18 protein-coding genes are annotated in these 26,989 nt (G+C 47.2%); 12 read left to right on the top strand and 6 right to left on the bottom strand.

The window, feature by feature from the left end; all coding sequences use genetic code 11:
* Positions 1 to 26: 26 nt before the first annotated feature.
* From BMW79_RS11180 to BMW79_RS11195, 4 genes are all read left to right on the top strand, one after another.
* The gene (locus BMW79_RS11180) at positions 27 to 731 is read left to right on the top strand and encodes a LytR/AlgR family response regulator transcription factor (RefSeq protein WP_218150301.1); all 705 of its coding nucleotides are present in this window, start codon (positions 27 to 29) and stop codon (positions 729 to 731) included.
* Positions 732 to 813: 82 nt separating this feature from the next.
* Positions 814 to 1,404, top strand: a complete 591-nt coding sequence (locus tag BMW79_RS11185; RefSeq protein ID WP_089894650.1) for a TetR/AcrR family transcriptional regulator — start codon at positions 814 to 816, stop codon at positions 1,402 to 1,404.
* A gap of 125 nt (positions 1,405 to 1,529) precedes the next feature.
* The gene (locus BMW79_RS11190) at positions 1,530 to 2,405 is read left to right on the top strand and encodes an alpha/beta hydrolase (RefSeq protein ID WP_089894653.1); all 876 of its coding nucleotides are present in this window, start codon (positions 1,530 to 1,532) and stop codon (positions 2,403 to 2,405) included.
* Between the two features lie 180 nt (positions 2,406 to 2,585).
* Positions 2,586 to 3,614, top strand: a complete 1,029-nt coding sequence (locus BMW79_RS11195) for a sugar phosphate isomerase/epimerase family protein (protein WP_089894656.1) — start codon at positions 2,586 to 2,588, stop codon at positions 3,612 to 3,614.
* A 73-nt stretch (positions 3,615 to 3,687) separates the two neighbouring features.
* Here BMW79_RS11195 and BMW79_RS11200 read toward each other — a convergent pair whose 3' ends face one another.
* Positions 3,688 to 4,533 carry a dienelactone hydrolase family protein gene (locus tag BMW79_RS11200; protein ID WP_089894659.1) on the bottom strand — a complete coding sequence of 282 codons (846 nt, stop codon included), beginning with the start codon at positions 4,531 to 4,533 and terminating at the stop codon, positions 3,688 to 3,690.
* A 67-nt stretch (positions 4,534 to 4,600) separates the two neighbouring features.
* Here BMW79_RS11200 and BMW79_RS11205 point away from each other — a divergent pair, with 67 nt between their 5' ends.
* Positions 4,601 to 5,812: an NAD(P)/FAD-dependent oxidoreductase gene (locus BMW79_RS11205; protein WP_089894662.1), complete on the top strand. Its 1,212-nt coding sequence runs from the start codon at positions 4,601 to 4,603 to the stop codon at positions 5,810 to 5,812.
* Between the two features lie 14 nt (positions 5,813 to 5,826).
* Here the strand turns inward: BMW79_RS11205 and BMW79_RS11210 are convergent, their stop codons facing one another.
* A complete protein-coding gene (locus tag BMW79_RS11210) occupies positions 5,827 to 6,624 on the bottom strand; it encodes a FecR family protein (RefSeq protein ID WP_089894665.1) in 798 nt (265 codons plus the stop codon).
* 182 nt (positions 6,625 to 6,806) lie between these two features.
* Between BMW79_RS11210 and BMW79_RS11215 the strand changes: the two genes are divergently transcribed.
* The gene (locus BMW79_RS11215) at positions 6,807 to 7,985 is read left to right on the top strand and encodes a proline dehydrogenase family protein (protein ID WP_089894667.1); all 1,179 of its coding nucleotides are present in this window, start codon (positions 6,807 to 6,809) and stop codon (positions 7,983 to 7,985) included.
* Positions 7,986 to 8,041: 56 nt separating this feature from the next.
* Here BMW79_RS11215 and BMW79_RS11220 read toward each other — a convergent pair whose 3' ends face one another.
* The gene (locus tag BMW79_RS11220) at positions 8,042 to 9,358 is read right to left on the bottom strand and encodes a RagB/SusD family nutrient uptake outer membrane protein (RefSeq protein ID WP_089894670.1); all 1,317 of its coding nucleotides are present in this window, start codon (positions 9,356 to 9,358) and stop codon (positions 8,042 to 8,044) included.
* A 30-nt stretch (positions 9,359 to 9,388) separates the two neighbouring features.
* Complete coding sequence (locus tag BMW79_RS11225) at positions 9,389 to 12,385, bottom strand: SusC/RagA family TonB-linked outer membrane protein (RefSeq protein ID WP_089894673.1); 2,997 nt, start codon at positions 12,383 to 12,385, stop codon at positions 9,389 to 9,391.
* A gap of 320 nt (positions 12,386 to 12,705) precedes the next feature.
* Between BMW79_RS11225 and BMW79_RS11230 the strand changes: the two genes are divergently transcribed.
* Together BMW79_RS11230 and BMW79_RS11235 are read left to right on the top strand one after the other, a co-directional pair.
* Positions 12,706 to 13,527, top strand: coding sequence for a thymidylate synthase (locus BMW79_RS11230; protein ID WP_089894676.1), 822 nt, complete (start codon positions 12,706 to 12,708; stop codon positions 13,525 to 13,527).
* 9 nt (positions 13,528 to 13,536) lie between these two features.
* Positions 13,537 to 14,028, top strand: a complete 492-nt coding sequence (locus BMW79_RS11235; RefSeq protein ID WP_089894679.1) for a dihydrofolate reductase — start codon at positions 13,537 to 13,539, stop codon at positions 14,026 to 14,028.
* A gap of 3 nt (positions 14,029 to 14,031) precedes the next feature.
* Here the strand turns inward: BMW79_RS11235 and dnaG are convergent, their stop codons facing one another.
* Positions 14,032 to 15,999 carry a DNA primase gene (gene dnaG, locus BMW79_RS11240; RefSeq protein ID WP_089894681.1) on the bottom strand — a complete coding sequence of 656 codons (1,968 nt, stop codon included), beginning with the start codon at positions 15,997 to 15,999 and terminating at the stop codon, positions 14,032 to 14,034.
* A 140-nt stretch (positions 16,000 to 16,139) separates the two neighbouring features.
* On the opposite strand from dnaG, the gene BMW79_RS11245 reads away from it, so the two are divergent.
* Together BMW79_RS11245 and BMW79_RS11250 are read left to right on the top strand one after the other, a co-directional pair.
* Positions 16,140 to 20,348, top strand: coding sequence for a PKD domain-containing protein (locus BMW79_RS11245; RefSeq protein ID WP_089894684.1), 4,209 nt, complete (start codon positions 16,140 to 16,142; stop codon positions 20,346 to 20,348).
* A 120-nt stretch (positions 20,349 to 20,468) separates the two neighbouring features.
* Positions 20,469 to 21,641: an acetyl-CoA C-acyltransferase gene (locus BMW79_RS11250; RefSeq protein WP_089894685.1), complete on the top strand. Its 1,173-nt coding sequence runs from the start codon at positions 20,469 to 20,471 to the stop codon at positions 21,639 to 21,641.
* Between the two features lie 46 nt (positions 21,642 to 21,687).
* Here the strand turns inward: BMW79_RS11250 and BMW79_RS11255 are convergent, their stop codons facing one another.
* Positions 21,688 to 22,299, bottom strand: coding sequence for a hypothetical protein (locus BMW79_RS11255; RefSeq protein WP_089894688.1), 612 nt, complete (start codon positions 22,297 to 22,299; stop codon positions 21,688 to 21,690).
* Between the two features lie 199 nt (positions 22,300 to 22,498).
* Here BMW79_RS11255 and BMW79_RS11260 point away from each other — a divergent pair, with 199 nt between their 5' ends.
* Positions 22,499 to 23,482, top strand: coding sequence for a pyruvate dehydrogenase complex E1 component subunit beta (locus BMW79_RS11260; protein ID WP_089894692.1), 984 nt, complete (start codon positions 22,499 to 22,501; stop codon positions 23,480 to 23,482).
* An 85-nt stretch (positions 23,483 to 23,567) separates the two neighbouring features.
* Positions 23,568 to 26,972 carry a T9SS type A sorting domain-containing protein gene (locus tag BMW79_RS11265; RefSeq protein ID WP_089894695.1) on the top strand — a complete coding sequence of 1,135 codons (3,405 nt, stop codon included), beginning with the start codon at positions 23,568 to 23,570 and terminating at the stop codon, positions 26,970 to 26,972.
* Positions 26,973 to 26,989: the final 17 nt, after the last annotated feature.

The raw sequence follows: 26,989 nt of genomic DNA on the forward strand, positions 1-26,989 counted from the left end.
CTCTTACTTACAAGTAAAATAACCATATGAAGCTGACTGCTATAGCTATAGACGATGAACCAGTGGCGTTGGCGGTTATAAAAAATCACGCAGCCATGGTTCCCTTCCTGGAAATGAAGGGCTTTTTCACCAACGCATTTGATGCGATCGACTTTTTGAGCAAAGAAAAAGTAGACCTGCTGTTTCTCGATATCAAAATGCCCGATATCTCCGGACTGGATTTTTTATCAAGTCTGCCACAGCCGCCCATGACCGTATTCACAACCGCCTATTCCGAACATGCGGTGAAAAGCTTTGAACTGGATGCCATCGACTACCTGCTGAAACCTTTTTCCCTGATACGCTTCATGAAGGCCTGCAACAAAGCCAACAGCCTCCTGCAGCTGAAACAGCAGAACGGTTCGCCGGTCAGCAAGGAGCAGCCGGACTATATTTTTGTAAAAAGCGGGTATGAACAGTTCCGCATCGTACTGGAAGATATTCTCTACCTCGAAAGCGCAGGTAACTATGTTAATTTTATCCTGACCGATCGTAAACTCATTTCGCGCCTTTCTATGCAGGAAGCGGTAGATCTGCTTCCCATGGGGGCTTTCACGAGGGTACACCGCTCTTATATCGTGGCCAATAATAAAATAGAGCGGGCCGACCGGAATTCCCTGTACATCAAAAATATTCCCATTCCTATCGGAGCTGCCTATGCGCCCGCCATTGAAAGGATCTTTAATTTTTAAGAATGCTTTTTGAAAGCAATACTTCCTCCCCCGGAATAAATAATTTGTCAAAATAAACCAATTGGTCTAATTTAGTATACCCATGGGCAAAGCAGAAAAAACGCGTCAATTCATCATCGAGCAGGCAGCTCCTCTTTTTAATAAACAAGGAGTGGCCGGCACGGCTATCAGCGATATAATAAAGGCTACAAATCTGGCCAAGGGAGGGATCTACGGTAACTTTTCCTCCAAAGAGGAAATTGTGATGGAAGTGTTTGACTATATCGCAGAAGAAGAAAAGCTGAACCTGCGAAAGGTAACTGCCACGGCCAGTACCTCGGTCGGAAAATTTGAAGCACTGTTTAAATATTACAGCCGTTTTCCCCGGGATCAGCGGGTAGCGGGTGGTTGCCCCATGCTGAATTTCGGCGTGGAAGCAGATGATACCAATCCGGGCCTGAAGAAAAAGGTAAGCGAGCTGGTATTGTACTACGAATCCCGCATCGCTAAAATGGTGCAATACGGAAAAGATAACGGCGAGTTTGAACAGGACTGGGACGAAAGAAAGTTTGCTATAAAGATGTTTACCATGCTGGAAGGCGCTATCCTGGTCAGCAGTGTACTCGGACATAATAAACAGATGCTTGTAGTGCTGGAGGCGTTGAGGGAGGAGATAAAGCAGCATTCGCTGTAAAGAACGGTGCAGCTGACGGAGATGGCTGTTGAAAGACTGGCAAAGTTTTTTTGTCAACCCATTTTTTGAAACCAATCACATGATGTGATTTTTTTTATGACTAATAATAAACCAATCGGTCTAAAATGCAACACCAGGTTTTACCCATGTCATTACGTATGGCCGGCATGATGTTGTCCGCCATGAGTCGTCCGTTTCCGGGCCTTACCGCAAAATTGTTTTACCGGCTGTACTGTACGCCACCCGCATTGAAGCTTCGTGCTGCACATGAGCAGCTACGGCAACAGGCAAGCATGTCCTCCCTGCAGGTAAGCAGTTATCCTTTTGATTACACACCGCTGAAAGTAACCACCTACCGCTGGGGCACTACAGGCCCAAAAATATTATTGCTGCATGGATGGGGTGGAAGCCCGCTTCACTTCAAACAACTCATTGCCTCGCTGGTAGCACAGGGGTACCAGGTGATTTCCTATGATGCACCGGCTCACGGCCTTTCCGGTGGAAAACGCACCAACCTGGTACAATGGATCCATGTACTGGAACAGGTCATACAACGGGAAGGGGAGCTGCATGCTATTGTAGGACATTCCTTCGGCGGACTCAGTGCCGCGCTTACCCTTGCCCGCAGGAATGTGCGTGTACCCCGCCTGCTGATGCTGGGTACGGCATTGAGCGCTCCCGTATTCTTCGACGAGACATTACGCCTCTTCCGCATACATCCGGTAGTTATGCCGGAATTAATGCTGCTGATCAGGCAACGTCTCCGGGAAGACCTCGCAGAAATGGATATGCATCGTTACATCGATCACATCAAGGCAGATAAGATCTGGATGGCATACGATACGACTGATACCCTTGCAAAGGCAACGGAAATAGATGATTATTTACAGTCATATCCCGCCATTCAATCCCTCCGCATCACCGGCGATGGCCACTTCCGCATAATGCGTCACGAAGCCGTGCTGGAAGGCATCCTGGAGGTACTGGCTGCCAAAATTTGAAACGTGCAATAAGTGTCATTATTGATAGGTTTTCCTGCAGCGAAAAATGGGAAGAGTGCCATGCTATTCAGTGCAGGAATCAGTAACATTCCCCTTCTCCCTAAAATATTTCTCTCCTAAACTTGCTTTCCCACATGTAAATGAATATTTTAGAAGAATGAATTCTAAAAACCCACGTATATGAGTAATATGAACAACCGCAGGCAGTTCCTGCGTCAAATGGGATTGTACACCATGGGAATGGGAATGTTGCCCGCTGTACTGGCTGCCTGTAATGAAGGAAAATCTACCCGTAGCAAGGAAGAAGCAGATAGCTCTCATGCATCTAAAGGTGCAGAAGCTGCTGCAAAAGAACTCTTCTTCAAGATTTCACTGGCAGAGTGGTCGTTCCATAAAGCCCTTTTCGCAGGGAAAATGAATCACCTGGATTTTGCTTCCCGTGCAAAGAACGAATTCGGTATTGAAGGTATTGAATATGTAAACCAGTTCTTCAAAGACAAAGCAAAAGACCAGACCTACCTGGCAGAAATGAAAAAACGTGCAGATGACCTCGGTGTACGCAGCGTACTCATCATGTGCGATGGAGAAGGTGAAATGGGCGATCTGGATGTAAAGAAAAGAATGAAAGCGGTAGAAAATCACTATAAATGGATTGAAGCTGCCAAATTCCTGGGTTGTCACTCTATCCGTGTAAACGCAGCAGGAGAAGGTGATCCGGCGGAAGTTGCGAAGGCCGCAGCAGATGGACTCACCAAACTGGCCACTTTTGGAAAGGACCACGACATCGGCGTTATTGTGGAAAACCACGGCGGCATGTCTTCCAACGGCAAATGGCTGAGCAGTATCATGAAAACTGTCAACATGCCTAACTGTGGCACCCTGCCTGATCTGGGCAACTTCTGTATCAAAAGAAGCAAACCCGAAAATAATACCCCCGAAGCATGGGCAAAAACTACCTGCATCGAGGAGTACGACCGCTACCAGGGTGTATCGGAACTGATGCCTTTTGCGAAAGGCGTAAGTGCCAAAACATACGATTTCGACGCCAGTGGCAATGAAGTAACCATCGACTACCAACGCATCCTCAAAATCGTGAAAGACGCAGGATTCACCGGCTTTATGGGTATCGAGTATGAAGGAGAAAAACTGTCGGAAGAAGAAGGCATCAAAAAAACAAAAGAGCTGCTGCTGAAACTCGGCGGAAAGTAATAAACGATAAAATGAGCGGGGAGATAAAACGGCCATGCCGTTTTATCTCCCCGCTATTATTTAAAAAACAGGATTATAATCCAAATGCCTTCTTAAGAAACGGTACTACCAGTCCATAAGCATCCGCTGTAGCCGCACTGTCGAAAATGGGATTACTTGGATTCGCAAATCCATGATCCGCATCATAACGTTTAACCGTGAGCGTTTTCCCTGCTGCTTTCATATTCTTTTCAAATTCATCCACCGTTTGCGGCGTAATGCCTTTGTCTTTATTGGCGAAGAAACCCAACACCGGCGCCTGTAAGGTGGCGAGTTTTGACACATCCTTTTCAGGCATGCCGTAATACATTACTACACCCGCATTTTGCGCGCCTTCCAGTAATCCTGATTGCAAGGATAGTCCGCCACCAAAACACCAGCCTACAGAGGCTATTTTAGCCGTTTTTCCGGCATATTGGATGGCGCCCTGTGTTATAGCGCCCAATCTATCTCTGGAAGCCCCCTGCATCAGCTTTGCCGCATCTTCACGATTGGTGGCTACTTTCTGATCGTACATATCCAGTGCCAGTACATTCACCTCTCCTCCGAGATCGTTGTACAGCTTTTCCGATTGCTTTTTGATATAGTCGTTCAGACCGTACCATTCCTGGTAAACAAACAGGTACTTATCCGATGCTTTTTTTGCTTTGAACAGAAAGCCATGCGCAGGTGTTCCATCTGTGGTGGGAAAAGTGATATCCGCTCCGGCAGTTCCCTGGTACACATAAGGCAGCGGATCTTTGTGCGCCATACGGAAGTCTTCGCGATTAGCCAGCGTAGCAAATTCGGTAATCGCATCGGTATGACAACAAGATGCTGTCTGCGAAAAAACGCGCAGCCCCGTCAGTAGGCAAATAGTGAAGAAGGAAAGTGTTTTCATAGCAGTGATGATTTTTGCTGACAGAAGATACGAATTTTCTGGTGCAGCTTTTGTAAAAATACGATTTATGGATCTTCAGTCAGGTTACCCTTATTCACTCATCCGGCATGGGCTTCCCTGCAACTACCCGTGGCTGGAACAGGATATTCGTACAGATGTAGCCGTTATCGGCGGTGGTATTTCAGGCGCTTTAACGGCCTATGCACTTACACAGGCGGGGATTTCCACCGTGGTGCTCGATGCCCGTACCATCGGCCTGGGGAGCACAGCCGCCAGCACCTCTTTATTGCAGTACGAAATTGATACCCCTTTAACGGAGCTGCGGGAAAAGAGCGGCATAGCAGCGGCTAACAGGGCCTACGAACTCTGTGCGGATGCGATCAGTTCCCTGGAAAGCATCTGCAAAAAACTACACTTCCCGCTTTTTGAAAAAAAGAAAAGTCTTTACCTGGCCTCTTATCAGAAAGATGTAAAGATGCTGGAAGCAGAATTTAAAGCGCGGCAGGAGTTGGGACTGAAAATGGAATGGTGGGAAAGCGCCGGCATAAAAGAGAAGATGGGCTTCGATGCACCGGCAGCGATCTATTCCCATACCGCTGCACAAACAGATGCCTATATGCTCACCCATGCACTGCATCAGCATAATATACAAAGCGGCGCGCAGGTGTTTGACCGTACTGCGGTAGTGGATATGGATTTCCGGCCACGCAGTGTGGTGTTGAAAACATCACAGGGCCACCAGGTGAGTGCCCGGCACCTGGTGATAGCTACCGGTTATGAAGTACTGCAATACATCAAGGCGCCATTGCTGAAACTGAATTCAACATATGCAGTGGTGAGTGAACCCAATCATGCAGTGGAACAATGGTACCAGGATTGCCTCATCTGGGAAACAAAATCCCCGTATCTGTACCTGCGTACCACCAGCGATCATCGTGTGCTGATTGGCGGCCGTGATGAACCTTTTTATAATCCTGCCAAACGGGATAAACTGATCCATCAGAAAGCCGCCGCCCTCGAAAAAGACCTGCGTAAAAAGTTCCCGGCATTACGCTTCAAACCAGAATTCAAATGGACGGGTACCTTCGGGTCTACGGAAGACGGACTGCCCTTCATCGGCGCTTTTGCTCCTATGCCCCATACGTACTTCGCACTGGGCTTTGGTGGCAACGGCATTACTTTCAGCCAGATCGCCGCAGATATTATTGCCGACCTGGTACAGGGAAAGAAAAATCCCGATGCCACCATCTTTTCATTTAACAGGAAAATCCGGAACTAACGGTAAAGGATATACTAAAAAGTGATCACTACTTTGTTGTCGCTGATCTTGTACTTAAACCGCTGTTGTGTAGCCAGGTTGCTGAGCACATCTTCCAGGGAAGCATGATAATAAGCGGCATCTGTGATCAGGGGCGACTTAGATCCATCTCCCTTCATTTCCACCTCTACGCCAAACCATTCTTCCAGGGTACGGGACAACACCATCGGGTTCGCATTTTTGATATGCAGCGTATCCGACAGCCAGTTCTCCAGTTCTTCCGGGTGATAGGTTTCCTTTTCCATCAGATCTATTTCATTGTTGGCCAGGATCATCTGCCCGCGTTCCAGTATTTCCGGCTGGTTGTCGGTAGAAGAGTGATAGGATTTGCCCACACGGATTTTACCATGAAGCAGATATACCGTAGCGCCATGCTGACTCGCAAAAGACCGCATCTTAAACGAGGTACCTAATACAGTAGCTCTTAATTTATCGCTGGTTACCGTGAAGCTATCGGTAGATGGGACTACGTCAAAGAAAGCATCTCCATCCAGGATCACCGCACGGCCCCCCTGGCCGTAATTGGCCGGCACTTCCAGTACAGAAGCGGAGTTGAGGATTACATGAGAACTATCCGGCAGCGTAATATAGGTCCGGTGGCCGGTAGTGCCTTTATAGGTCTGGTATTGAATACCCGGTGTTTTCAGGTTGACCGTCGTATTTTCAGGCGCCTTTGGCTGGCAGCCGTTGATCACTATTCCCCCCGTTAATAACAATAACAGTGTATAAGGTCTGGTAAGGGAGCGGGAAATAGTATCAGCTTTAAATTGCATATTCCGGGAATTTTGTATGTAACCAAAAAGACCTAAAAGTAATAAAATAAACAGCGGCAAAAGAGTATGCTTAAACAATTTCTGAGAAGCAATAGACAATATCTGTTAACGCTGTTAAAAAGATATACTGATATTATAATGATTTTTGTTTAAAAGCCGGACGCACCCTAACTTTGCGGCCCATGGAAAAGCAGCTACCTTTATCGTTTGATAATACGGCTATTGCGTTTGAGGCAAAGACCGACAAAGCACTGAAAAAAGCCAACTTTCTCTTTAGCAATATCGGGAAACCCTGGTTGGTAAAATTTGGTGCAGTGATGACACCGATCGCATTTAAACTCAGATTGCCCATTAAAGGCATCATCAAAAATACCATCTTCTCCCAATTCTGTGGTGGGGAAACCCTCGAAGAAGCAGCTACTACTGCCTTACAACTGGGCAACTACCACGTAGGCGTAGCACTGGATTACGGAGTGGAAGCCATGGAAGGAGAACATAGCTACGACGCCGCTGTTCCCGAATTTATCCGTGCTATTCAATACGCTGCCTCCAGACCCGATATTCCATTCATCGCCATCAAGATAACCGGCTTCGCCCGCTTCGAACTGCTCGAAAAAGTACACCGCAAAGAAACCTTAACCGCCGCCGAACAGGAAGAATATACCCGCGTACGTAACCGCGTATTCTCCATCGCAGAGGCAGGCGCCAAACATAATGTAGCTATCCTGGTAGACGCAGAAGAATCCTGGATCCAGGATCCTGTAGATGCGCTCACCGATGAAATGATGTCGCTCTTCAACAAACAAAACGTCATTGTTTACAATACCTTCCAGATGTATTGCCACGACCGTTATCCTTTTCTGCAGGTATCTCTGGAGAAAGCAGTAAAGAACGGTTACCTGCTGGGCGCCAAACTGGTGCGCGGCGCATACATGGAAAAGGAAAACAAACGCGCTGCCGAAAATAATTATCCCACCCCGATCCAGCCCAGCAAAGCGGCTACCGATAAGGATTATGACGCCGCCGTAAAATTCTGCATCGACCACCTGGATCAACTGGCCGTTTTCATTGGCACACACAACGAAAACAGCTGTATGCTGGCCGCCCGTATGCTGCATGAAAAAGATCTCCCTCATAACCACCCGCACGTGAGCTTTTCACAGCTGCTGGGTATGAGCGATAATATTACTTTCAACCTGGCACACGCCGGCTATAACGTCAGCAAATACCTGCCTTATGGCCCCGTGAAAGAAGTAATGCCTTACCTGATCCGAAGGGCGCAGGAAAATACTTCTATCGCCGGACAAATGGGTCGCGAACTCGCACTCATCAGAAAAGAAATGAAAAGAAGGGCCATGTAAAAAGGGCCGTCAGCACTAAAAAAAAGCAGCGAAGATATTTCTTCGCTGCTTTTTTTTTAGATGTTGCTTTCACTCTGAGGCAATGGATACCTCGGCCATACATCATCATCGGGCCGGTCTTTCGGCAATGTATTGAGTAAGTTATATCTCCTCGCATCAATCCACCGGTGTCCTTCCATAAACAGGGAATAGCGCCGGTTATACAGCAGTTCCGTCGTCAATGCGGCCGTTGTAGTAGCCCCTGCATAAGGAGAAAGATTATGCGCTACCCGGATTCTGTTCAGCGCCACAATCGCATCAGGAAAAGCGCCGCTCTGGATCTTTGCTTCCGCATACAACAGGATCAGCTCTTCATTCCGGATAATAGTGATAGGAGCGTTGAAGGAACTCCAGATCACTACATCACGGTCGCCCGTAAGGCCGGACTGGCTTGCAGAAGATGTACGTAATGCGGTTTTATTGCGCCGGTCGTCACCTGGTAAAATATCTGTGATAAAAGACGGATGCGATACCCGTATCTCACCATTCCCATTTGGCGCCAGGTACATGGTGTTGGCCAGATCACCGCCATTGGTAGAGAAGTAGTGATAAATACCGGTACTGAAAGCGCCATTCAGGTCGAAGAAAGATTCATTCAGCGCGGTCAGCGCCGCAGGCCAGTTCTTGCGGTACACATATACCCTGGCTGCAATAGCCCGGTTGAATTTAAGCAGACCCGCAGCATCCTTGAAGCCCAGGAAGCCGTCGGATAAAGGGAAAATAACTTCCGATCCGGTAAGATCTGCTTTTCCTTCATCCAGGAATTTTAATACGGAATCCATCACCACCGCAGGATCAGTGATTACAGGTCCGGGGGTGGCGCCATTGGCAACCGGGATACGCGCACCATTTGCATCGGTCATATTGATGTTCAGTAACAACTGATAACCGATCAGCGTTTTTGCAAAACCTGTAAAGGCTTTCTTCTGCACGTCCGACGCCACTTCTGTACGGGTATTGCTGATGGCGTCCAGCAGAATAAAACACTCCCTCGCTACCTGGTATCGGGATGCCCAGGGATTGGTAATGTAGAAGGTGTTATTGTCCAGCGTTTTGGTACCGCCACCGAGCAAATCGGTGGTGTAGCGGGGTTCCGAACCGGAGAAACGATAAATTTCCCGGCCAATAATCCCTGTGCCATCCAGGTAGGCGGCAAAGTTGTTGCGCATGCCGGATTCCGCCCCGGTAACAAGATTGAACAGATCACTTTTGGATGGGTTCTTGGTGATCTCGCTGACCACCGGTGTATTCAGACTGTTGATTTCTCCCTTCTGACAGGCATGCAGTGCCAGCAGCAAAAAGACAAATACTATAATGGGAAGGTACTTTTTCATATGTAATGATTTTAAGCAGATAGAAAATGATCAGAAATCGATGCCAACATGAAAGCTCGCACGTTTGGATGCGGGGAATGGCGTTACATCCACCCCTGTTGATAATCCGTTGCTGCCACGGCTTTGAGAGGTAGTGATGGTATTACTGCCGAAGTTGGATACTTCCGGATCATAGCCCACGTATTTCGTCCAGGTGAAGAAGTTATTCGCAGCAATGCCCAGGCGGATGCCTTTGATATTCTTTGTATTCTTTAACGGAATACTGTAGTAAAGCCCTATTTCACGGATACGCACATACGAAGCATCCTGCACATAGAGCGAGGCATCGCCGGCATTTGGCCGGTAAACGCCTGCCTTGGTCCCTTTGATGTCGTCGTCATAATCAAATGAAGTGGCGCCCAGGTCGGTCAGCAGCTGCGTGAGATTGATATTATCACCTCCTTTTTTCCAGTGGATCAGGAACCGCAGGGAGAAGTTTTTGAAGACGGTTAATTCATTGAAGAAACTCATCTGGAAATCAGGTTCTGAATTACCGATCAGCTTCAGATCCGAGCCTACGGTGCCTTTGATCTGTGTGGCAGGCTCACCTTCTTCCAGGTAGAAAGTACCCAGTGAATTACCAAATGCCCCAATCGCATAAGGAGGAATGATCAGCTTCGTTACTTTGGACCGGTTGCGCCACCAGTTGATACTGCTGTTCCAGCGAACGTTGGGCAGGTTTACCGGGATCAGGTTCAGGCCCAGTTCTATTCCCTGGTTTTTCAGGTCGCCGCTGTTTTTCCATTCATTCGCATAGCCGGAAGATCCCGGCAAAGCATGACGCAGCAATACATCATAGATATTTTTGTTGTAGTAGGTGGCCTCCAGGCTGATACGGCCATTGAGCACACTTACATCCAGACCGGCTTCAAACTCGGCCTGCCGCTCCGGCTTTATGTCGGGGTTACCTTTGAGGTTATCTACCAGTACACCCGGGAACCCACCGATATTACTTCCGAGCATCTGGGTAAACTTACTGCTGTAAGGCGGTACGTTGCCGGATTGCCCGTAAGCCGCCCGCAGTTTCAGGTTATCCACACCCGTTACATGCCAGAAATTCATTTTGGCAATGTTCCAGGAAAGTGATCCTTTGGGAAAGACATAATATTTCAGGTAGTCGCCGTTGTTGGTAGACCGGTCGAAACGTACGCCCGCACTCAGTGTAATGGCATCAATCAATGAAAGGTCTTCCTGTATAAACATCCCGTTGTCGCGGTATTTCTGCCGGAACTGCCGCGTATTGGTATTGGCGCTGGCATCAAGGTTACTCTGACCGGATACCAGGTTGGTGGCCACGGTAACGATGTTGTCCATGTAACCGGTTTCCAGTGTGGCACCGGCGGTACTGGTTAAACTTAAGCGATCATTGGGCGTGAAGGTGTTCACAATAAAGCCACCGATATTGGTATTGGTGTTGTTGGTATTACCCTGGATGGAATGTCCCTGCAGGCCGGCTTCTTCAAACTGGAGCGTGCGGGGAAACAGGGCTGCGGTTTTAAAGTTAAAATAGTCAACGCCTCCACGGCCTACCAGCCGGGTGGTGGAGCGGTCGCTCTGTTGCAGACGTATATCAATATTGGCGCCGCCTACAAAACGATTGGTATGCTCGTTGTTGATCATATTATCGCGTGTTTCAAGCGGATTGGAGGCTGCAAAAGGGTTGCGCGGATATTCTCCCAGCGCATTGGGGTGGAGGTCCACAAAGTCGGGTGTGGAAGATAATGCCACGCCATAAGATACCCCGTTGTTGTCGTTGTTCGTTAAGCCTCTGTCGGCCGAAGAATTGATATAGTTAGTCGTAACACCGATGCTGACACGATCATTGAGTTTGTGATCTACATTCAGCCGGATGGAGTTGTTAAAGTAACCGGTACCTTTCACAATACCATCTTCCTGTCTTCTGTTTCCGGAGAGATAAAAGGTGGTCTTTTCTCCTCCGCCGCTGAGAGAGATGCCCGTGTTCAGCACCAGGCCTGTTTCTCCATACATTTCTTTTTCGTAATCAAAGATTTTTCCTGCGCTCTGTGCATCGGTAAATTGCTTTTTGTAAGCAGCGCGCTTGGCCTGTACGGTTGGTGAAGGATTATCTGCGGCGCCTGCGAGATCTGCGGCTGTTTCAGCAGTAAAGGTGCGTACACCCATCAGATGCCGGGCTTGTGTAAAGCCCACTTCCTGGTTGAACGAAAGCTTTGTTTTTCCCGACTTACCTTTTTTGGTGGTGATGATAATTACGCCGGCAGCTGCTTTTGCGCCATACATAGCTGCGGCAGAAGCGCCTTTCAATATTTCAATGTTCTCAATATCTTCCGGGTTCAGGTCTGCAATACGGCTGGAAGGATTATCCTGGTTGTTGGGATTGCCCGCAGTAGCGGCGCCGGTAACATCATTCAGGCCGGCAGGAATGCTACTGTTATTGAAGAAAATACCATCTACTACATAGAGTGGTTGTGAGTTGCCGAATACAGAGGTGATCCCGCGCATTTTTACGGAGATACCTCCGCCTGGAGCCCCGGAGTTGGCGGTGATCAGGGCGCCGGGTACTTTGCCACTGAGTGCGGCATCGAAGGTTTGTGCAGGCGCCACGCCATTGAGTTCCCTGCCGGAGATAGTGGCCACGGCATTGGCCAGGTTACTTCGCTTTACGGTGGTAGCCAGACCGGTGACGACAATTTCATCCAGGCGGGCGAAATCTTCTTCCAGGGTAAGATTCACCACGTTGCTGCCCGGTGTAAGGTTCACCGTCCTTGTTTTGTAGCCGGTGTAACTCACCAGTAAACTGCTGGTGCCGGCGGTAATGCCCAGGGTATAATTACCTTCGGAATCGGTAATGGTGCCCTTGTTCGTATTGGGAATACGGACGGTAACACCTGGAATGGGTTTGCCGCTGACGGCGTCCCTTATTTTTCCCGTAATGTTTTGTTGCGCAAATAGTGCCAGGGTACTGCATAGGCATAGCAGTACCAGCAAGCTGGATTTTGGTAGAAGCATAGCTTGTGATGGTTTAGATAATGAATGATTGACAAAACGCGGTTACAATATCATCATGCAGATGTTGTTTTTTGGTTTGTGGAAATTACAGTTCTGATCTTGGTTGCTTAATACTTGCTAACTTCGTTGTGATCTCCTGCCGCATGGGGTGCTACGGGTTTTTCATCATTGTCTCTGATGCGCAGGGAATTCTTACAGGCCATTCTTTGTTGTAACGTAAAATACCATAGCAGATTACGAAATTTTAAGGCTACTTGCGTTTTTTTTCTTTGACTTAATTATGTTATATTTTTCATCTGGTCTTCGTAAATTGCGGCCTTATGGAGCAGTACTTATCTTTATTACAACATATTATCCGGGAAGGCGCTGTGAAAACAGACCGCACCGGCACTGGCACTACCAGCTGTTTTGGCTATCAGATGCGTTTCAACTTACAGGAAGGCTTTCCGGTGGTAACCACCAAAAAGCTGCATCTCAAATCCATCATATATGAACTGCTCTGGTTTTTAAGAGGAGATACCAATACCGCCTGGCTTAAAGAGCACGGCGTGAGTATATGGGACGAATGGGCCGATGCCAATGGTGATCTCGGGCCTGTTTACGGCAAACAATGGCGTAGCTGGGAAACCCGCGACGGAAAAGTGATAGACCAGATCACAGAAGCTGTAAATACTATTAAAAATAACCCGGACTCCCGTCGTATTATTGTGAACGCATGGAATGTAGGCGAGTTGTCTGAAATGGCACTCAGCCCCTGCCACTGCCTGTTCCAGTTTTATGTAACCCCGGCAGATCCGGCAAAAAACGAAACCCGTGGTAAACTCAGCTGCCAGCTATACCAGCGCAGCGCAGATGTATTTCTCGGCGTTCCCTTTAATATCGCTTCCTACGCATTGCTGACCATGATGATGGCGCAGGTGTGTAACCTCGATGCAGGCGATTTTATCCATACCTTCGGTGATGTACACCTGTACAGTAATCACGTGGAACAGGCACAACTGCAATTAAGCAGAACACCATTCCCGCTGCCTGTGATGAAAATCAATCCGGACGTAAAAGATATTTTCTCCTTTACCTACGAAGATTTTGAACTGGTAAACTATCAGTTTCATCCGGCCATAAAAGCACCGGTAGCTATATAATTTCCCCATATGCGTATATCCATTATCGTAGCCGCTTCTGATAACGATGTGATCGGCATTAATAATATGCTGCCCTGGCGACTGCCTACGGATCTCAAATATTTTAAGGCCACTACCCTGGGGAAACCTATTGTAATGGGTCGTAAAACATTTGAATCCCTCGGCAAACCACTGCCTGGTCGCCCCAATATTGTGATTACCCGTCAGGCCGACTTTGCCCCGGAAGGTGCTTATGTGGTGCGTTCTATCGAAGAAGGTATCGAAAAGGCCCGCTCTTTTGGCGGCGATGAATTATTCATTACCGGCGGCTCGCAGATTTTCGAGCAGGCGTGGCCGTTAGTAGAGCGCATCTACCTGACCCGCGTTTATGCAGTGGTACACGGAGATGCTTTTTTCCCGCACATTGATGGAGGTGAATTTGAACTGGTAAGCGACGAACGTCATGAACCGGACGAGAAAAATCAACACGCTTTTTCTTTCCAGGTCTGGGAACGGATTTAATGCTTACTTGAAAATAACGGTGCCCATACCGTTGGTCAGTTCTTTTTCGAGGGAGTTGAGATGTTTCTGCATTTCAAGGCAGCTAAGGATCTGATCCATCTCCGTTGCCTTTTTGGCTTCTTCCTGGTTCTCATGGATCAGCTTCTTGATCTTACGCAGAATAAGATAATTGGTGGTGGAAATGGTATCACTCAAATAGGCATTGTCGCCATAAACGGTATCTATTTCAAATTGGTCTTTCCACTTACTGCTCAGATCCGCTTCTTTATCTTCCAGGATATTGGCAATCTGTTTAGAGAATTGCTGGTCTTCATGATAAAGAAACCACCGCTTGTCCTGGAGGTTACCAGCATCATACAATGCTTTGTATTCCCTTAAAATCCTTTTCACCAGTTCACTTTCTGCCAGCGCTTCAAAATCATAGGGGAGGTGGAACACATAATCGGCTACCGTGCTGTGTTCTTCTTCACTGAAAGGCATATCGCCAAAGCGCAGCAGGATCTTTACCAGCGCCTTTTCCTGCATTTCATGTCCGCTGATCAGTGAATCCACAGAAATACCGGTTTCGGCTGCTTCCATGGCGGCAATGGCCTCGTCGCTCAGGCCGTCATCATCCGGCTGGGGATTGTTGCGGGCATGGGCCTGCTCGCGTTTTACCAGGCGGTCACGGATAAACTTATTCACCAGCTGGATCAACCCCTGTTCATCGATATGCAGCAACTGGCTGCACTGACGGATATAATCCTGTTGCCGGGTGAAATCTTCCGCCTTATCAATTTTAGAAATCGTTTCAGCGATCTCGTTTACCAGCTGTGATTTTTTATTACTGTCCGTACCGGCTTCCTGCATGCTGAGCTGCAGTTTAAACAGTACGAAATCCTGTTTGTGTTCCTTGATGAACTCCCGGAAGGCTTCCGCACCGATCTTTTGCACATAACTGTCCGGATCTTCCTTATCGGGCAGTAATACGAGTTTTACGTTCAGGCCTTCTTCAATGGCCATGTCCAGTCCCCGGAGGGCTGCCTTTACGCCGGCGCTGTCACCATCATAGAGGATGGTGAGGTTGTTGGTGTATTTCTTGATCAGCCGCAGCTGGTCCTGCGTAAGGGAGGTACCACTGGAAGCCACCACGTTTTCCACACCGGCCTGGTGCAGTGAAATCACGTCTGTATAGCCTTCTACAAGCAAACACTCATTGAGTTTATCAATGGCATGTCGCGCAAAGTAGGTACCATACAGTACCCGGCTTTTTACATAGATTTCGTTTTCGGGAGAATTGATGTATTTGGGTGCACGGTCTGATTTTACCAGGATACGTGCCCCGAAGCCCAGTATTTTACCGGACTGGTTATGAATAGGAAAGATAACCCTGCCACGATAGTTGTCTGCCGGCTGGTCGTTACGGATAGTTACCAAACCTGTTTTTTGCAGGTATTCCAGGTTGTAGCCCTTGTCCAGTGCCGATTTGGCAAAGGAATCAAAGGTGTTCAGGCAGTAGCCCAGCTGGAACTTTTTGATAGTTTCTTCCGTAAATCCCCTTTCTTCAAAATAACTCAGGCCCACATTCTGGCCTTCAGGTTTATTGAACAAGGTATCTGTAAAGTATTCACGGGCGTAGTTGTTGATGATAAACAAACTATCGGCCATGAGCTGGTGCTGTTTCAGCTCCGGACTTACTTCCGTTTCTTCCAGTTCTACCTGGTAGCGCTGTGCCAGCCAGCGTAATGCTTCTACATAGGAGTATTTCTCATGCTCCATGATAAAGCTGATGGAATTGCCGCTGGCGCCGCAACCAAAGCATTTATAGATCTCTTTGCCGGGAGATACGGTGAAGGATGGCGACTTTTCGTTGTGAAACGGGCACAGGCCTAAATAGTTGGCCCCCCTTTTTTTCAGTTTAACGAAGGAGCCCACAATTTCCACAATATCAATGCGGCTGAGGATCTGTTGTATGGAGTTTTGAGATATCACGGTTACGCAACTGCAAACATACGCAAAATTGGATTAGGGGAGAAAGGTTGCCGCAATGATGACATATTTGGTTAAATTAAACAAAAAACATATAATTTTAAATCAACCTAAAGATCCCTGATTCTGATAACTCGCTATCTATGAATAGACTTTTACTATTGTTTGTTTTGCTGATCTCCTCTTATGGGCTTCGTGCAACACCATTTTTGACCAACAAGATAAGTACCGGGGAGCATCCCGGAGATTTTAAGAAGGCAGATACTACACAGTGTACCGAGCGTTTAGAACTTGGACCAGACATTTACCTTCATTCAGATGGAGATGTGGCATTCAAGGCGCCAGGCAACTGGGCAACTTATCTCTGGTCCAATGGCGCTACAACTGCTTCGACAGTACTGGCCACGAAGGGGAAATATTGGTTAAGAGTAACGGATCAGTGTGGAAATGTATTTTCAGATACGTTGATCCTGAGGGAGTACGAATATTGCACGCGGTTCCGGGACAATACGGTAATTGGCTGCGACAGTACCATTCATAACCTGTTTTTTTCGGAGTGCATACCTATGGTCTATAAACCTGGTGCCTTTTATCCGGTAAGCTGGCATTTCTCTGATGGCAGCGTGATTACAGGACCTACCTGTACCCGTGTTACAAAATCTGACGAAGTGGGAAATGTAATGATCTATTTGCATAATCCCAGTACAGGTGAGGATATCCGGTATTATAAAACAATAAGGAATGCTAGCATTTCCATCGCTTATTTTGATAAGATCTTGGTTCCGCTGAATAAAGACACCGTACTCAAAACGGTTTTTCCCGATCGGGAAAGCATGAGGTTCGATCCGGCGGAGCCGCTCATGGGGAAATGGTCAACCGGCGACACCACCCAGGGGTTGAAAGTGACGCAGTCCGGAAAGTATACCTATACTCTAAGCATCCGCCGTTGTCCGAAAAGATTAGAGTATGTTCAGTATTACGCAGTAGGAAATGCTATTTTAAACCCAATTATGAAGGCTACCAGCGAAGGAGGCCTTACTTATAACTTTGAAGATTCCGTGTTGAACTCCTATTATCCAGTCCTGAAGTGGGAATTCGGGGATGGGGAAACTGCGGAAGGAAGGGAAGTGACGCATACTTATGCCGAACCCGGTTATTATAGCGTAAAGTTGACCGGCGTTAATGGCAACATAGAGGATGCAGAGGAAACAGGTTTGGAAGTTGGCCCAAATATAAAGCCTGATCTTGGCCCGGATGCATTACTCTGTCCGGGAGATTCGCTGAATCTTTATTCTTATAACACTGTCGCCGGCGCAAAATATCACTGGAACACCGGTGATACCACCTACACTTTAAAAGTGAAGCAACCTGGCCAGTATATTCTGGAAGTTGTTGTTGGAGATCGCTTTTCCACTGATACCATCAACATCACAGCTGGTTGCAAACTCGCCGCAGGATTCTTTTATAAAAGAGCCAACGATGGGAAATTAACAATGGTATTCACAGAAACTCCGACCCATGTTACCAACGCAGTCACCAACCGCCACTGGGATTTCGGCGATGGAAACACATCAGTAACCGAAAATCCTTCGCATACATACGCGGCTCCCGGAAATTATAACGTACGGTTATGGATACACGATTCAATTGCACATCAGCAAGATAGTATTGTTCGATCTGTTTATATTATGCCACCTGTAAAAGTGGCGTTAGGTAAAGATACCACCATCGCAGCAGGACAAACCTTAACACTCGATGCCTCTGCCGCTATTGGTTTCTGGCATGGAGACGCCACCTATCGCTGGTCTACCGGCGACACCAGCAGATTACTCAACATCAATAAGCCCGGTTTCTATACCTTGACGGTAAAGATGTATGGCTACAGCTCTACTGATACTATCAAGGTAACATGGAATCCTCCGCCAGTGGAGCAAAATGTAACGATGCTTTACAGCAATAACGGGGCAAATCCGAAAAGAGTATTTTTTCAGAATACGTCGTCGCTGCCGGATATTATCAGAACAACCTGGTATACCGGCGATGGAAACAGTGTGGTCCTGGAGGGCAACAATAGTAACTATGTCTTCTACAATTATGCGCAGGAAGGCGTTTACCAGGTAAGAATGGAGGTACTGACATCAGATAACCTCATTCACACGGCGTTCGAACAGGTGACTGTGTGGCCGGCATTTAATGCAGGCAGCGATACGACCTACACCGGATCTCCGATGTTGTTTAAAATTAATGAACCATTTTACAGTGACACTACTGCTGTAGTAACCTGGTATCCCGGCGGCATTAAAGCACGTCAGTTACTGGTTACAGGACCGGGAGAATATTCCGCGTATTTAAATACGCCCAATTTTTCTGCGGCAGATACTTTCTACGTATATCCACCGCTGCATGTGGATATTGGTCCGGATACCACACTCACCGGTAATTCGCTGGTCTTAAAGATCAATGCTCCTTATTTTGGAGACCGGAGCGTGAAATGTACGTGGTACCCGGGCGCTATCAGCGGCCAGCAGATCACTGTACAATCACCGGGGACTTATACCGTGAGCGCTTCGCGCTTTGGATCTGTGTCTGTGGACAGTATTGTTGTGAAAGATGGTCGTCCAAAACCTGCCGACTTCAGCTACGTCCGCGCCAACAATGGGCAATACACGATGAACTTTAGCGGTATCCCCTCCGCCGATATACTGAATGCAACCTATAGTTGGGATTTCGGGGATAATGGCTTCGCAACCGGCAAAAATGTAGCACATACCTACAACCAGGCCGGTGTTTACAACGTGTGGCTGTTTGTAACAGATAGCCTGCAACGTACCGATACTGTCCGTAAACTGGTGACTGTTGTTCCGTTCGTATCTGTGAACCTGGGCCCCGATACTACTGTAGAAGCAGGAACACCGTTCCGCCTCGATGGTATTACCGCTATCGGCGGCATAAGACCGGATAACATTACATTCCAGTGGTCTACCGGAGATACCAGCAGCGCCATCACGGTAACGCAACCAGGCAGCTATGGCCTGTCAGTGAGCCAGTATGGCCGCATCACAACAGACAGCATCCGTATTTATCACCGCGTTACACCGCCGTTAAAAGCTAATTTCACTTATGGCCGCGCCAATAATGGCCAGCTGACCGTGAACTTTGCCGCCACGCCTACACCACGTGCCGTTAAATACAGCTGGAATTTCGGGGATAATACTTCTGATAGTGGTGTCACGGTATCGCACACTTATCATGCTGCTAATAGCTTCATCGTACGCCTGACCGTTAGCGATAACAGTAATGGAAGGGACACTATGCAGCAAACGGTAACTGTAGCAGCACCTATCCGCATCAACCTCGGACCGGATACCACCTACTATGGTACTCCATTGGTATTACGTATCAATGCGCCTTATGACAAGGATTCCACTGTTACAGTGAAGTGGATGCCGGGTAATATCAGCGGCAAACAGATCACGGTAAACGCACCGGGTACTTACTATGCTACTGCTACCCAATACGGCTTCTCCTTTACAGATACTATTGTGGTGGCAAGTCCGCCGCAGGTGCCGCCGGTGATCGATAGCAGCGCTGCTGTGGTGACGGTAAAAGACAGCATCCCGGTAACTTATACTTTCCCGCATCCGTTGAACCAGGATAATATCTTTACTGTGCAACTGATACAGTCCTCCTCTTCAACAGGTGGTCGTTCCTCAGCACCGGAAGTGATTAATATCAATAGCTTCAAGGGTACAGATCCACGTGTATCCCTCAACGTTAAATTACCGGAATCGGTACCATGTGGTAAAAACTATCGTATCCGCGTGATCTCCAGTTCTCCGGCAGATACATCGATCTGGTCACAGGGCTTTGAAGTATTGAATCCGCCGCCGGTACCAGTGCTTACCCAGCGTGGCGATTCGCTGGAATCTACCGAAGGTTTTGCCTACCAGTGGTTCCGGAATAATCAACCTGTAAATGGTGCAACCAGTCGCACGATCAGGGCGAAAGTAAATGGTTCGTACCAGGTACAGGTGTTCTCTTCCGGCGATTGCAGTACCATGTCAGCGCCGCTGTCGATGGTGATCACAGGGTTAACGGATCTCAGCTTAACTATCAGCAAACTCACTGTATATCCGAATCCTACTGCAGGAGCCGTGTATGTGGAAGTAGAGAAAGTGCCGGCCAAACCAGTGCAGGCAGATGTGTATAACAGTAAGGGTGGTATTGTATACACCTTCCTGATAAAAGAAAAGAAAACAGTACTGGATTTAAGTACACAACCACGGGGTATCTACTACATCGTACCAAGAGGGGCCGGTAAGCAGAAAGCCGCAACAGTAGTGATACAATAATCATTTATAATAAGGCAGTAATGGCGCAGCAGATCTGATCTCCTGCGCCATTACTGTTCCCGGCAACTTTTCCTTATATTTGGTAGATTATAAACTAGCCAAATCAATCTTATTTATCAGATGAAAGAAGTATTTATAGTAGCTACGGCCCGCACCCCTATAGGTTCATTCAATGGCGCGCTGGCAGGCATTCCGGCCACGCAGCTGGGTGCTACCGTTATCAAAGCGGCACTGGAAAGAGCGGGTATTGCACCAGCCGAAGTAAATGAAGTATACATGGGCAATGTGCTCAGCGCCAACCTCGGACAGGCCCCTGCCAATCAGGCCAGTCTCGCCGCAGGCGTACCCAATAACGTGCCCTGCACTACTGTTAACAAAGTATGTGCCTCCGGCATGAAAGCAATTATGCTGGCCGCACAAAGTATCATGCTGGGAGATAATGAAGTAGTAGTAGCCGGTGGCATGGAAAATATGAGCGCCACACCTTACTACCTGGATAAAGCCCGCACCGGGTATAAACTGGGACATGGCAGCATCACCGATGGTATTATCCGCGATGGCCTCTGGGATCCTTACAAAGATTTCCACATGGGCAATGCGGCAGAACTGTGTGCTACAGAATACCACATCACCCGGGAAGACCAGGACGCATACGCTATTGAAAGTTATAAAAGAGCCGCTGCCGCCTGGGAAAAAGGGTATTTCAAAGAAGAAGTAGTACCGGTAACCGTACCGGGGAAACAGGTGGTGACCGTAGCAGAAGACGAAGATTATAAAAAAGTGATCTTCGATAAAGTGCCAACCCTGAAACCAAGCTTCCAGAAAGATGGTACCATCACAGCTGCCAACGCTTCCAATATCAACGACGGCGCTGCCGCAGTAGTGCTGGTGAGCGGCGAAAAACTGAAAGCCCTGGGCTTAAAACCACTGGCGAAGATCATCAGCTTTGCAGATGCTTCCCAGGCGCCGGAATGGTTTACCACCACCCCGGTAAAAGCCATCAATAACGCGCTGACAAAGGCCGGCATGAAAATCAGCGATATGGACGTAGCGGAAGTAAATGAAGCATTCTCCTGTGTACCTATTGCCAATGCAAAAGACCTGGGCCTGTCGCTCGATAAAGTAAATGTATGGGGTGGAGCAGTAGCTATGGGGCATCCGATTGGTTGCAGTGGCGCCCGTATCGTAGTCACCCTCAATTCGATCCTGCATCAGCAGCAGGCCCGTTACGGTGTGGCAGGAATCTGTAACGGCGGTGGCGGCGCCAGCGCTATCATTATAGAAAGAGTCTAACATATTTACAGCCTTCGGCAATTCCAATTGCTGAAGGCTGTTCCATTTAATTGCGGAGTGCTACTACCGTATCGATGTTGTTCACCTGTATCCTCACACTATCTTTCCCCGTTTTTATCAGCTTTAGCAAACGTGGCGGCGCCTGCGGTGTCACTATATCAGGCGTTACTTTCTCAAATAACCCGTATTTATCTTCTACCAGGCTATAAACCGGGTAACTCGATAAGATGCCCGTGCTTTTTGTTTGCAGGGCATAGTCATTGTCTATTTCATAGCGGTGAAAATCGCTGTCAGACAACAGGGTAATGGTGGCCACCAGTGTCATGGTGCGCAGCGGCGGCAGGAGTAAACCCAGCAACAGCAGGAACGGAAACCCAAAAAATGCCAGGAGGTAGGCATAACGGGCGTCGTTATCCGGTTTGGTGAGGCCATACAGCAGCATGCCGGTACCGGCGTACAAACTGAAAAATATCCGCTCTGTCTGGGTTCCTTTGAATCCGTAGTTATTCAGCATCAGCAGCAGGCAGATGATGGCTATACAGCCAAATACCAGGTGCAGGTACCAGAGCAGGGCCTGTATTTCAGGCGCTTTGGCTTTCTTGATTTTACAGGAAAGGGCGGCTAAAAAGCATAAGGTCAGGATAGTGATGGTAATCATGTCAGTGGACAGAATTGTTGGCAGGTCTCAATAAAGTTTAAAATATAAATATATGTATTTAATTTAATTAATCACCATCAGAGTGACTGTCAGCGGGATAATAATTATTAATCCGACGTTTGCTTTGCTTTTTCGTTAACAAACAATATTTTTGCCCTGCCTTTCGATAAAGGCATTTAAACTTTCAATTAAGAATAGCATGCGTCAGATAGCTTTCAGACAAGCCTTAAGAGAAGCCCTGCAGGAGGAATTTCGCCGTGATGAACGGGTATTCCTTATGGGGGAGGAAGTAGCCGAATACAATGGTGCTTATAAAGTGAGCCAGGGAATGCTGGATGAGTTTGGTCCAAAACGCGTTATTGATACGCCGATCGCTGAACTTGGATTTACTGCTATCGGAGTAGGTGCTGCTCAGAACGGCCTGCGTCCGGTGCTTGAATTCATGACCTGGAACTTCGCTGTACTGGCCCTGGATCAGATCCTTAATACTGCCTCCAAAATGCTCGCGATGAGTGGTGGACAGGTGGGTTGCCCGATTGTTTTCCGTGGACCTAATGGTTCTGCCGGACAGCTGGGTGCTCAGCACTCTACTGCTTTCGAAAGCTACTATGCCAATATCCCCGGACTGAAAGTAATATCAGTTTCTAACCCTTATGATGCAAAAGGTTTGCTCAAAGCGGCTATCCGCGACGACGATCCGGTTGTTTTCATGGAAAGTGAGTTGATGTATGGTGATATGGGTGAAGTACCTGAAGAAGAATATATCATTCCAATCGGTAAAGCAGATATCAAACGTGCTGGTAAAGATGTAACCATCGTATCTTTCAACAAAATGATGAAAGTAGCCCTGGGTGCAGCAGAAGAACTGGCAAAAGAAGGTATCGAAGCAGAAGTAATCGATTTGCGTACTATCCGTCCGCTCGATTGGTTCACCATCCTGGAATCAGTAAAGAAAACCAACCGCCTGGTAATCGTTGAAGAACAATGGCCATTTGCCAGCATCTCTTCCGAAATCAGCTACCGTATCCAGAAGGAAGGTTTCGACTACCTGGATGCACCTATCCGCCGTATCACTGCACAGGATGCTCCTATGCACTACGCGCCAAACCTGGTGAAATTATACCTGCCGGATATTGAGCGTACCGTGAAACTGGTGAAAGAAGTAATGTACATGAAGAAATAGCAATAGCTATCATATAAAACAGAAAAGCCGTCTGCATAAGACGGCTTTTCTGTTTTATATGATACTGTAAAACGCATGGATTATTTTGTTAATTTTATCCCCATCTTACAATTTTACCTATACCCGTGTAATGAAAGTTTATCCCAATCAACTACTAATCGTATTATCATTTTTTATTCCATCCGTACTGGCAGCACAAGGCAAAATGAATTTTTTTGCAGATACTGTTTGGCAAAGTGTCTGCGGCCCGGCCAATATTGCAAAACTGGATAAGCAATTCCTGTACATTGGCTCCTCTGCCTTCGATACAAAGGAACAGGCTCCGAATCAGCCCATACCAGTGCTTCTCAAACTGGACACAGCTGGTAATACTATCTGGACGTATACCCCGAATAAAGAAATTGACAGCGACGAACGTAATTCAGCAGGAGGGTCTGCCTATAATGACGCCGTTTTCATAGATATCCATGTAGACAGTAATGACGTATTTGTTCAACGATATGCCAGTCATGCCGGATTACTGGAACTGTTATCGGTCAATAATACCACCGGAGAATTGAATTGGAGAAAGGAGGTACCCGATGCCCGCGATATCCAGATGGCCAATGCTACCCAGTTAGCTTACAGCTATATCAATGATAACGTGTATGTATATGAACTGGCAGACCGGACAACAGGTAAAACTACCTTCTCTAGGTCATTTCCCTCCAAAATGAACTTCAAAAATGATCAGGACCATTCCGTTTACTTTTTTAAGGAAGATAGCATTTTTAAATATGACTCCCCTTTACTGGATAAGCTGGTGTGGAGTGCACGTATCCCATATAATGTCACTATTACCACGGTCGACCCCCGGGACGACGGATACCTCTATTTCTTTGGTGATCATGGGAACGTGTTTGCTGGCAGGGTCAGTAAAAGTAGCGGCACAATTGGCTGGATCGCCAGGTCAGACAAAATGGATCTGAATATAGTGAGTAGTTATCAGCTGAATAACGATTTCATATATGTAGCAGGAAGACATGCACATGTGGGAAATGTTTACACCGCCTATCAGTTGATGAAAATAGAACGGCTGTCCGGAAAAGTCATTTGGGATAAGGAATATAATGCCTCAGGACAGGAGCAAAGCACATTAGGGGGGGCCTATATGGGGATCAGCTCCATTGATATAGATAATCTGGGAAATGTGTTTGCCAGCGGTTTCGAGGCGGCCAATGATTTGGGAACCGGTCGATGGACTGTATTGAAATTTAATCCGGCCGGCATATTGGAGTACAAAAATGTAGTATCCGACGGTACGCCGTACCCCGGTGATGATGCAGGCATTTTAACTTTCGTAAAAAATAACAACGTTTTTCATATTGGTAACCTGAATAAAAACGGGCAGGTACAATGCTATTTGCTGGCCGCCGATACCGGGAAGAATTTCCAGCCCTATACCAAAAAACCGGGAAAGGCCGGTTTCCAGTATGCAAGTACGGTGAAATCGATGCTGACTTTCTCTTCTTCAAAATATGTTGTATTCAAACAAACAGGTAACCGCGCTATCGTAGAATTAAAAAACGCCGCAGATAACAGTTTGATCTGGTCAAAAAAAATCGGGACAAATGTGTATACTGCTGCAGATAAATTATGCATTACCGCTGATAAGCAGATTGCTCTTACCACCCTTACGCATACGCCCTATAAAATGAAATTCGATTATCACCGGAAACCGGACAGTATCAATTTTATTAAATTGGATTCTACCGGAAAACAGGTGTCGGAAAAGAAGTTCTATATAGGCGACCGCACGGATTTTAAATCCGTGCAATTATATCCCAGCCCGGATACCAATACGGTGCTGTTGTTCTCACAAGTAAGTATGTACGCAACGCCTATGCAACTTCACCTCTTTAATGTGGATAAAGCAACCGAAAAACCTGGTACCGGAAATGGCTATATGAGAAGTACATATGCCCCTGTTCCAGGTCAGCAACAACTGTTGCTGCCAAACGCCAAAGATTCAACCCTTCATTTCATATATTTTGAGAATGACCCTCCTTCCACATCAATGGCGCAATACGGTATTTATACTTTTAAAACAGCTGGATACGGCGCAGGTTTCGAACAACCTTTTTTCAAATTGACCCATGAAAATTTCCAGGCACATAACCTGATTAAAGGAGATAGTAACGCCGTTATTATTTTAGCCAGAGATTACAGGAATCAATATTTTGTCAAGCGGTACAGTCTCAGCGGATTGAATACCGTATGGACCAATGCACTCAGTAACGGTATCACCATTAATATGGGCAGCCTGTCAGGAGGTAACATTTACGGAACAGGTACCCATGATGAAAAACTCTTTATCCAGCAATTGAGGCACCAGGATGGCGCAGAAAACTGGAGAAAAGAATTGACGCCTCCTGCTGCCAATCAGTATTATGTGCCATTGGATCAGCAGTTTAACAAGGAGAAGCAACAATATGTTATATGTGGTTATATTGCTGATACCACCACTTTCCCCTTGAAGCAACGGCCTTTTTATCTGATCCTGGATGCTGCCGGGAAAACCATCGATCAATGGACCGGAACCCCTGATTATCAGCAACAGAATCAGTTGAATGCGATCGCTATTACCCAATCTGGTCAGACTTTGATCGGAGGAGCTTTATACCAGCTGGCCCAGGGGCGGGCCGGCGTTATTATAGAAGCCGGCAAGGCAATTTCATCAGGACCGGAAGAGATACTTACTTATTGTGAAGGAGGTAATCTCCGTATGGAGACTGGCATTACAGACCAATCCTATCAATGGCAGCAATATTCAGATAATGGTTTTGTGAACATGTTGAATAATGAGCATGTTAGCGGTGTGGATGGGCAGGTGTTACTACTGCATAACATTCCTGCAACCTGGCATGATGCCCGGTTCCGTTGCCTGGCCAGCAATGGAAACAGTCATGAGTTCCGGATTAAACTGTCTGACGCTGTAGCACCTGCTATTTCCATTACCGCTTCTGATAGTATCCTTACTGCTGCGGCCACTTTTACCTTCACTGCGCAGGTCACTAACGCACAAACACCAGCTTATCAGTGGAAAGTAAACGGGGTGGAAACGGGTACTGATAACCCGGTTTTTATCAGTTCAACTTTAACCGACAATGCGAAAATACAGGTGGTGGTAACCAGCACAGGTGCCTGTTCCAGAAAGTTTATTACACCCAGTAATATCATCACCATGCATGCAGCGCAGGTGTCCACTGCTGTCAGTTTATCACCTAATCCGGTTGCCGGCATGCTGATACTGGATAACCTGCAACTGGCCGATGGATGGCAGACATTGGAAATCCTTAGCCTGAATGGTGAGCGCCGGCTGGTAATAGCTAATGTAAAGAATCAGACAAAACTCCGTATTCAGGTAGATAAATTGTCGCCAGGTATGTACCTGGTGGTGCTGCGTGGGGATAACGGGAAAAGTAGTACGATCCGGTTTGTTAAGATATAATACCTGGCATATACACA

It is taken from the genome of Chitinophaga arvensicola, from assembly GCF_900110835.1.
In the GTDB taxonomy this organism is placed as follows: Bacteria; Bacteroidota; Bacteroidia; order Chitinophagales; family Chitinophagaceae; genus Chitinophaga; species Chitinophaga arvensicola.

Bases quoted from the DNA above. Each gene is read 5' to 3' on its own strand.
- BMW79_RS11185 (WP_089894650.1), top strand. From the start codon at position 814: ATGGGCAAAGCAGAAAAAACGCGTCAATTCATCATCGAGCAGGCAGCT.
- BMW79_RS11220 (WP_089894670.1), bottom strand. From the start codon at position 9,358: ATGAAAAAGTACCTTCCCATTATAGTATTTGTCTTTTTGCTGCTGGCA.
- BMW79_RS11215 (WP_089894667.1), top strand. From the start codon at position 6,807: ATGGAAAAGCAGCTACCTTTATCGTTTGATAATACGGCTATTGCGTTT.
- BMW79_RS11255 (WP_089894688.1), bottom strand. From the start codon at position 22,299: ATGATTACCATCACTATCCTGACCTTATGCTTTTTAGCCGCCCTTTCC.
- BMW79_RS11250 (WP_089894685.1), top strand. From the start codon at position 20,469: ATGAAAGAAGTATTTATAGTAGCTACGGCCCGCACCCCTATAGGTTCA.
- BMW79_RS11235 (WP_089894679.1), top strand. From the start codon at position 13,537: ATGCGTATATCCATTATCGTAGCCGCTTCTGATAACGATGTGATCGGC.
- BMW79_RS11225 (WP_089894673.1), bottom strand. From the start codon at position 12,385: ATGCTTCTACCAAAATCCAGCTTGCTGGTACTGCTATGCCTATGCAGT.
- BMW79_RS11200 (WP_089894659.1), bottom strand. From the start codon at position 4,533: ATGAAAACACTTTCCTTCTTCACTATTTGCCTACTGACGGGGCTGCGC.
- BMW79_RS11245 (WP_089894684.1), top strand. From the start codon at position 16,140: ATGAATAGACTTTTACTATTGTTTGTTTTGCTGATCTCCTCTTATGGG.
- BMW79_RS11260 (WP_089894692.1), top strand. From the start codon at position 22,499: ATGCGTCAGATAGCTTTCAGACAAGCCTTAAGAGAAGCCCTGCAGGAG.
- BMW79_RS11195 (WP_089894656.1), top strand. From the start codon at position 2,586: ATGAGTAATATGAACAACCGCAGGCAGTTCCTGCGTCAAATGGGATTG.
- BMW79_RS11205 (WP_089894662.1), top strand. From the start codon at position 4,601: ATGGATCTTCAGTCAGGTTACCCTTATTCACTCATCCGGCATGGGCTT.
- BMW79_RS11210 (WP_089894665.1), bottom strand. From the start codon at position 6,624: ATGCAATTTAAAGCTGATACTATTTCCCGCTCCCTTACCAGACCTTAT.
- BMW79_RS11180 (WP_218150301.1), top strand. From the start codon at position 27: ATGAAGCTGACTGCTATAGCTATAGACGATGAACCAGTGGCGTTGGCG.
- BMW79_RS11190 (WP_089894653.1), top strand. From the start codon at position 1,530: ATGCAACACCAGGTTTTACCCATGTCATTACGTATGGCCGGCATGATG.
- BMW79_RS11230 (WP_089894676.1), top strand. From the start codon at position 12,706: ATGGAGCAGTACTTATCTTTATTACAACATATTATCCGGGAAGGCGCT.